This window comes from Pseudomonas sp. FW305-7 (assembly GCF_058786735.1).
In genome coordinates, this window is sequence record NZ_JBYSZA010000058.1 from 1 (window position 1) to 8083 (window position 8083).

7 protein-coding genes are annotated in these 8083 nt (G+C 58.2%); 4 read left to right on the plus strand and 3 right to left on the minus strand.

All coding sequences use genetic code 11. The annotated features are described in order from the left end of the window. Nucleotides 1-129: 129 nt before the first annotated feature. Complete coding sequence (locus AC3WMT_RS30670) at nucleotides 130-918, minus strand: MlaA family lipoprotein (RefSeq protein WP_103307412.1); 789 nt, start codon at nucleotides 916-918, stop codon at nucleotides 130-132. After that, nucleotides 911-2209, minus strand: coding sequence for a serine/threonine protein kinase (locus AC3WMT_RS30675; protein ID WP_103307413.1), 1299 nt, complete (start codon nucleotides 2207-2209; stop codon nucleotides 911-913). Before AC3WMT_RS30675 ends, AC3WMT_RS30670 begins: the two co-directional genes overlap by 8 nt. Nucleotides 2210-2433: 224 nt before the next feature. On the opposite strand from AC3WMT_RS30675, the gene AC3WMT_RS30680 reads away from it, so the two are divergent. After that, nucleotides 2434-2802, plus strand: a complete 369-nt coding sequence (locus AC3WMT_RS30680) for a hypothetical protein (RefSeq protein WP_103307414.1) — start codon at nucleotides 2434-2436, stop codon at nucleotides 2800-2802. 122 nt (nucleotides 2803-2924) lie between these two features. Here the strand turns inward: AC3WMT_RS30680 and AC3WMT_RS30685 are convergent, their stop codons facing one another. Beyond that, on the minus strand, nucleotides 2925-4520 hold the full coding sequence (locus AC3WMT_RS30685) for a glycoside hydrolase family 17 protein (protein WP_103307415.1): 1596 nt from the start codon (nucleotides 4518-4520) through the stop codon (nucleotides 2925-2927). Between the two features lie 287 nt (nucleotides 4521-4807). Between AC3WMT_RS30685 and AC3WMT_RS30690 the strand changes: the two genes are divergently transcribed. The 3 genes from AC3WMT_RS30690 (at nucleotide 4808) to AC3WMT_RS30700 (ending at nucleotide 7876) form a co-directional block, all read left to right on the plus strand. Beyond that, nucleotides 4808-5659 carry a glycine betaine ABC transporter substrate-binding protein gene (locus AC3WMT_RS30690; RefSeq protein WP_103307416.1) on the plus strand — a complete coding sequence of 284 codons (852 nt, stop codon included), beginning with the start codon at nucleotides 4808-4810 and terminating at the stop codon, nucleotides 5657-5659. A gap of 250 nt (nucleotides 5660-5909) precedes the next feature. Continuing rightward, the gene (locus AC3WMT_RS30695; protein WP_103307417.1) at nucleotides 5910-6221 is read left to right on the plus strand and encodes a DUF485 domain-containing protein; all 312 of its coding nucleotides are present in this window, start codon (nucleotides 5910-5912) and stop codon (nucleotides 6219-6221) included. Then, the gene (locus AC3WMT_RS30700; RefSeq protein WP_103307418.1) at nucleotides 6218-7876 is read left to right on the plus strand and encodes a cation acetate symporter; all 1659 of its coding nucleotides are present in this window, start codon (nucleotides 6218-6220) and stop codon (nucleotides 7874-7876) included. The genes AC3WMT_RS30695 and AC3WMT_RS30700 overlap by 4 nt, the downstream gene beginning before the upstream one ends. Nucleotides 7877-8083: the final 207 nt, after the last annotated feature.

The following is an 8083-nucleotide window of genomic DNA, read 5'->3' on the forward strand; positions in this document are numbered from 1 at the left end:
GCGGTGTGTCAGTCATGACCTGACACACCGCTATCGCGAGCAGGCTCACTCCTACAGTTTGATCTTTGTGGTGCCATGAAAAAGGGCCATTCGACTCGCGTCGAATGGCCCTTTTTTGTTGCCGCCTACTTATTCGGCAATCTGCAACTTCCGTGACTCGGTGTACACGTAACGCACCTTCTCGTACTCGAACGGCGAGTTCAGCTGACCGTAACGGAAACTGGTCTGGTAGCGCTTGTCGACGGCGCGCAGGGCCCAGATTTCCGGGTGGTTGGAGCTGACTTCCGAAACGTTGAGGAAGTTGATCGCCGTTTCAGCACTGTAATCCACAGCCAGACCGGCGGTGTCACGCAGGTTCGACGGGCCGAGGATCGGCAGGACGAAGTATGCGCCACCCGGTACGCCGTAGAAGCCCAGGGTCTGCCCGAAGTCTTCGCTCTGGCGCGGCAGGCCCATCGCAGTGGCCGGGTCCCACAGGCCGGCGATGCCGATCGTAGTGTTGAGCAGCAGGCGCGCGGTGGTTTCCATCGAGCGCTGGCCCTTGAACTGCAACAGGCTGTTGACCAGGTTCGGCACATCGCCAAGGTTGTTGAAGAAGTTGCTCACGCCCGTACGTACGAAGCTTGGCGTGATGTAGCGATAGCCATCGACCACGGGCAGGAACACCCATTGGTCGAAGCGGTAGTTGAAGTGGTAAACGCGACGGTTCCACTCTTCCAGCGGGTCATAGACGTTCAGCGCGTTGAGCGTCGACCGCTCGAATTCACGCTGATCCAGCCCCGGGTTGAACTTGAGTTTCGACAGCGGCTCCTTGAAACCGTCACTGTCGACGACCACTGGTGCATTGGCTTTGCTGTTGTCGGCCTGGGCCACGCCTGCACAGAGTAACGCTGCAATCAGCAGGAGATATTTAGCCACGGAAGAACTCCAGCATGGCGTCGCTGTTGACGCGGTAGTTAAGGTTGCCGCAATGGCCGCCCAGTGGGTAAACGGTCAGGCGATCGCCAAAGGTCTTGCGCAGGAAGCCGAGGTCGCCCGGGCCGAGGATCACGTCGTCGGCGTTGTGCATCACGGCGATTTTCGGGCTGTCGTGCAGATAATCCTTCAGCGCGTACAGGCTGACCTGATCGATCAGTTGCAGCAGGCTGCCGCCGTCGGTACGGGCGCGCCACATCGGAATCACCTGTTCGGTCAGGTAGCAATCGAAGTCGCATTGCAGTGCACGCTTGAGGAACGGCGTGAGGCTGGTGCCTTCGGTGATCGGAAATTTCGGCGGGGTGATCAGGCCGCGACGGTTGATCAGGTCCGAAGTGAAGGCGATGTCGGCGGCCGAGAAGCGGAACGAGGTGCCGATCAGCATTGCCATCTGCTCATTGCTCAGATGCTGCTTGGACTGCTGGAAGTCATACAGCAGGGCATCGTTGAGGTCGATGTAGCCTTTCTGCTGAAAGTAGCGGGTCAGTTTGCCCAGTACCAGTTCATAGAACGTGGTGCTGTTGTTGATGCCTTTGACTTCGGTCTGCACCAGCTTGTCGAGGTTGGTGATCGAGGTGTAGAGGTTGACCGGCGGGTTGAGCAGCAGGACTTTCTTGAAGTTGAAGCTGCGGCGGGTTTCGTCCAGGTGCGCAACGAATGCGGCATCCAGAGCGCCGAGGCTGTAACCGCTGAGGTAGTAGTCAGTGACCGGCACTTTCGGGTTTTGCGCCCGCACGGCCTGCATCACGCGGTACATGTCTTCGGCGTCTTCCTTGGTCACGCCCGGGGTGGCGAAGCGTGAAGCGGCGCTGATGAAGTCGAAACTGGTCGGCGACGACAGTTGCACGACGTGGTAGCCGGCCTTGTAGTAGAGCTTTTTCAGGTATTCGTTGAGCGTGCTGTCGTAGCGCGCACCGGTGCCGGCGATCAGGAAGATCAGCGGTGCCGGTTTGTCCTGCTCGGCGATGCGATAGGTGAGCTTTTTCACCGCCCAGAAGTTGTCCGGCAGGATGAACGCTCGCTCCGGACGCAGGGTGACGCTGCGATCCGACTGATTGATGTCGTCATCCAGCGGCAGTTCCGGACGCAGGTCCGGCGGAGTCGTGGCGATGGTCGCCTCGAACGGGTTGGTCAGGGGGTAGCCATAGCTGGCGGCGTCGATATCCACCGCCAGTGCGGACGCACTCAGAATAAGGCCGCTGAACAGCGCGGCGAAGCGCAAGGAACGGAGCATGACTAGATCCCTTAGAGGAAGGTGCCGAATGAAGTTCGCAGGCTATGACCACCGGGTTTGCGCCAAAGTGCCATGCCGCGGCACCAAACAGGCAGAATTCGGAGTAATAGTAGCTGGACGATACACTTTGCACGGATTGGATGACTAGTTAACTGTTGTTAGTGCTTGCGTATGGATGGCGGCAGATTAAGCTGGCCGCCGATTTCCGAAGATTGGAGTGCTTCATGTCCCGCCGCTTGCCCGTGATTCTGCTGCTTGTTTTGCTGCCGCTTTGGCTGGCCGCCAGTTATGGCGCGCGCTATGGCTTTATGGAGGACGGGCAGTGGGTCGGCATCTGCGTTGATGAGGCGAGCCGATGGGAGTGTCAGCTGCGCTCGAACCTGGGGCTGATGATTCACTTCAAGGTATTGGGCTGGACGGCGTTGGGTGCGGCGTTGCTCGGTTTTGTCGTGCCGGGGCGGGCAGGGTGGTGGCTGGCGGTGCTGGCGCTGGTGGTCGGGTTGCCGGCACTGGCGTTGTACAACACGACACTGGCGGTGTTTGCGGTGGTGATTGCCGGGTTGCGGCTGGTCAGAGCTTCCCGTAGCGCCTGACAGTCAGCCATCGCTGGCAAGCCAGCTCCCACAGTTTTTTGGGTCGTGCACACATGTCGTGTTAACCCATACCTCTGTGGGAGCTGGCTTGCCAGCGATGAGGGCGGTACAGACGCCGAAGATCAGCGGGTACAAACCCGCAAGCAACGCCACAGCGCAATCACCATCAACCCACTGACCAGCGCCCAACCCCACGCCTGCTGATTCTGCAAACCTTCCTGATACAACTGCGGCGCAATGCCCGCACCGACGATAAAGGTCAGCAGAGCAATCTCACGACGCGGCACGCTCACCGGCCGGCACAGATAAACCAGCACAGGCACCACAAACGCCATGCTCGCGAAACTGCGATAGCGCGCATCAAACACCATTTCCAGCATCATCACCGCCGCTGCAAAACCGGCTGCGGCCACCAGCCACCCGGCACGACGCTCCAGCAGGTTGAAGGCTTTTTCACGCCAGCCAATACGAGCGCTCAATGTCAGCGCGGCATGTGCAAGCACCAATAGATTCAGTGCCGTCAACAACCCGACCCACAGCCACTCGCTGGTGAATCGTGTGGTGACTCGCGCCAGATCGCCCCAGGCGCCAATCGAACAAGCGGCGAGGGCGCCCAGCAGCGGCAAGATCAGTGCCGAGCGTGTCGTGCGAACCCGGCCGCCGAGGATCAGGGTGCCGAGGAAGATCAGTCCTCCGACCGCCAGCCATTCTTTCCAGTACGGCACATTGGTCACGGGACCGGCGAGTACGCCTTTATCCTGACGATCGGCGTCAAACAGCCCCCAATACCCGCCAACCGCGCCTTCGCTTGCCCGCTTCCATGGCTGGTCAAACGCCTCGATCAGGTTGTAATGCCAGCCTTCTTTCTCGGCCATTGCGACAAACCCGCGAATGAACTTGGCTTCGTTGACCCGGCTCGGCAGCGCGGTCTCACGCTGGCGACCTTCGCTCGGCCAACCGGTTTCGCCAATCATCACGTCCTTGGGTGCGAACTTGTTGCCAAACACCTGACGCACATCCGCGACATGTTGCAGGGCCGCGTCGATGTTCGACGGATCATCTTCCCAGTACGGCAGCAGGTGAATGGTCAAGAAGTCCACCGCCGGCGCGATTTCCGGATGCTTGAGCCAGAACTCCCAGACATCGGCGTAGGTAACCGGTTGCTTGACCTGGCTTTTGACCTTGTTGATCAGTCGGGCCAGTTGCGCGCCGGTGACTTCCTTGCGCAGCAACGCTTCGTTGCCGACGATCACCGCACTGACCACGTCCGGGTTGGCATTGGCCGATTTGATCAGCAGATCGACTTCCTTCTCGGTGTCTACCGGATTGCTGTTGACCCAGGCGCCGATCATCAACTTCAAGCCATGCTTGCGCGCCAGATCAGGCAACGCTTCGAGGCCGGTCATGGAATACGTGCGGATGCACTCAAAGCGCGTCGCCAGTAATGCAAGGTCAGCGTCCATGCGCTCCGGGCGCAGTTTGAACGGCACGTCGAACGGCGACTGGTCTTTATCGAAAGGGGTGTAGGAGGCGCATTGCAGCTTGTGCGTCGGCGTCGCGGCGTCTGGCAGAATCACCGGTTTACCCAAGCCGTACCAGAAGCCGCCAAGCGCAAACAGGCCAAACAGGCAGGCGAAGATATAAGGAAGAAAAGGAAAGCGGGAGGTCGCGGACATGGTCAGGCCGAGTGGCTGCAAAGCGACGCATGTTACCTGCATTTAAGCGGGGGTTGGTGGCTCGCATGATTTTGACATGCAAAGTTCGGGCGGATTATTTGGCGTCATTTATATAGGCGCGGTTAATGGCCTTCTGATGTCGTTTCTCGTTGCCTTGAGGTCGCTGACAGAGCAGGTCGCGATGGTCGTCAGGTTGATGATCGAAAGCGTCAGCACTCCACTGGCAGTCGAGCGAGTTTGCGGTCGGGCGTGATGGGGGCGCTGTGCACCATAACAATACGTTGACGTCGCCCGTCATCCGTCGGGCGCAGCATTTCGGGGAAGTAACGATGAAGATGCGACGACTTTTAGGCACAGGTGCCGCTCTGGTGCTTGCGATGAGTTCCACATTTGCCAGCGCTGAAAAACAGACCCTGAACATCGGTTACGTTGACGGCTGGTCCGACAGCGTCGCGACCACCCACGTAGCGGCCGAAGTGATCAAGCAGAAACTCGGCTACGACGTGAAACTGCAAGCCGTCGCCACCGGAATCATGTGGCAAGGTGTCGCCACCGGCAAACTCGACGCCATGCTTTCCGCCTGGCTGCCCGTGACCCACGGCGAATACTGGACGAAGAACAAGGATCTGGTCGTCGACTACGGCCCGAACTTCAAGGACGCGAAAATCGGCCTGATCGTGCCGGAGTATGTGAAAGCCAAGTCGATCGAAGACCTCAAAACCGATGACACTTTCAAGAACCGCATTGTCGGCATCGACGCCGGTTCAGGCGTGATGCTCAAGACTGATCAGGCGATCAAGGATTACGGCCTCGACAAGTACAACCTCAAGGCCAGTTCCGGCGCCGGCATGATCGCCGAGCTGACCCGTGCCGAGAAGAAGAACGAATCCATCGCTGTCACCGGTTGGGTGCCGCACTGGATGTTCGCCAAGTGGAAACTGCGCTTCCTCGACGACCCGAAAGGCGTGTACGGCGCAGCTGAAACCGTCAACAGCATCGGTAGCAAAGAACTGGACGCCAAGGCGCCGGAAGTGGCCAAGTTCCTGAAGAACTTCCAGTGGGCGTCGAAAGACGAAATCGGCGAAGTCATGCTTGCCATTCAGGATGGTGCCAAACCTGAAGCAGCGGCCAAGGATTGGGTCGCCAAGCACCCGGATCGCGTGGCTGACTGGACTAAATAACCCGAAATAGCTTTTGTTCACCATCAATCCTGTGGGAGCGGGCTTGCCCGCGATAGCGGTCTGTCTGTTGACTGATAAGTTGGCTGACAAGGCGCTATCGCTGGCAAGCCAGCTCCCACAGTTTTTTGTGTGTGCTTGAAATTGGCAAAAGGGTCATGGCGTTCTACTACTAAGGTCGTCTGTTACCGCGCTCGCAGCCGCATACATTAGCTATGTTCCAACAATAATCTGTGCTGCGAGGATAAAAACAATGAACGACAGCATTTACCTCTCGATTCAAAACAGTCCCCGATTCAAGGAGCTGGTGCGAAAAAGGGAAAAGTTCGCCTGGATACTCTCGGCGATCATGCTCGGGCTCTACTCCGGATTCATCCTTCTGATCGCTTACGGCCCGAAAGTGCTCGGGGCCAAGCTCAGTCCCGAGTCTTCGATCACCTGGGGCATCCCGATCGGTGTCGGCCTGATTGTCTCGGCTTTCATCCTGACCGCGATCTACGTGCGCCGCGCCAATGGCGAGTTTGACGACCTGAACAATGCGATTCTCAAGGAGGCTCAGCAATGATCCGGCGTCTACTGGCTTTATTGAGCATCGCAGCGTTCGCGCCCGCCGTCTGGGCCGCTGAAGCCCTGACGGGTGAAGTCCACAAACAACCGCTCAACGTCTCCGCGATCGCCATGTTTGTGGTGTTCGTCGGTGCCACGCTGTGCATCACCTACTGGGCCTCGAAGCGTAACAAGTCGGCCGCCGACTACTATGCGGCGGGCGGCAAGATCACCGGTTTCCAGAACGGTCTGGCGATTGCCGGTGACTACATGTCAGCGGCGTCCTTCCTGGGGATTTCCGCGCTGGTGTTCACTTCCGGCTACGATGGTCTGATCTACTCGATCGGGTTCCTGGTGGGCTGGCCGATCATTTTGTTTCTGATCGCCGAGCGTCTGCGTAACCTGGGTAAATACACCTTTGCCGACGTGGCGTCCTACCGCCTCGGGCAAACCCAGATCCGCACGCTGTCGGCCTGCGGTTCGCTGGTGGTGGTGGCGTTCTACCTGATCGCGCAAATGGTTGGCGCCGGCAAGCTGATCCAGTTGCTGTTCGGTCTCGACTATTACGTCGCGGTGATTCTGGTTGGCATCCTGATGTGCATGTACGTGCTGTTCGGCGGCATGCTGGCGACCACTTGGGTGCAGATCATCAAAGCGGTGCTGTTGCTGTCTGGTGCCTCGTTCATGGCGCTGATGGTGATGAAGCACGTCAACTTCGACTTCAACATGCTGTTCTCCGAGGCGATCAAGGTTCACCCCAAAGGTGAGGCGATCATGAGCCCGGGCGGTCTGGTGAAAGATCCGATTTCGGCGTTCTCGCTGGGTCTGGCACTGATGTTCGGTACCGCTGGCCTGCCGCACATCCTGATGCGCTTCTTCACTGTGAGTGACGCTAAAGAAGCCCGTAAGAGCGTGCTGTACGCGACCGGGTTCATTGGTTATTTCTACATCCTGACCTTCATCATCGGCTTCGGCGCGATCTTGCTGGTCAGCACCAATCCGGCCTTTAAAGATGCGGCGGGCGCTTTGCTCGGTGGCAACAATATGGCGGCGGTGCACCTGGCTGATGCGGTGGGCGGCAGTATCTTCCTTGGCTTCATCTCTGCGGTGGCGTTTGCGACCATTCTGGCGGTTGTGGCGGGTCTGACTCTGGCCGGTGCTTCGGCGGTATCGCACGATCTGTATGCCAGTGTGATCAAGAAGGGCAAGGCCAACGACAAGGATGAGATTCGCGTTTCGAAGATCACCACGATTGCGCTGGGGATTCTGGCCATTGGTCTGGGCATTCTGTTTGAAAGCCAGAACATTGCGTTCATGGTGGGTCTGGCGTTCTCGATCGCGGCCAGCTGCAACTTCCCGGTGTTGTTGCTTTCGATGTACTGGAAGAAGTTGACTACCCGTGGCGCGATGATTGGCGGGTGGTTGGGGTTGGTGAGTGCGGTGGGGCTGATGATTCTTGGTCCGACCATCTGGGTGCAGATTCTGCATCATGAGAAGGCGATCTTCCCTTACGAGTATCCGGCGCTGTTTTCGATGATCATTGCTTTTGTCGGGATCTGGTTCTTCTCGATTACTGACAAGTCGGCGGCTGCGGATAATGAGCGGGCGCTGTTTTTCCCGCAGTTCGTGCGTTCGCAGACGGGGTTGGGGGCGAGCGGGGCGGTTTCGCATTGATGGTTTGATGGTTTTGTAGTGTTGTGCTGAATGCCCCGGTTGAGAGATCGGGGCATTTTTTGTGGGCGGTTATCGGACTTTGGTGGGTTTTTTGATTTTGGGTGTATATCCGTTTTTTTTGTGATGGCTACTTAGGGTTCCGCCCTTACGGCGGGTCACTTTTTCCAGACGCCGAAAAAGTAACCAAAAAGGCTTTACCCTGACGTA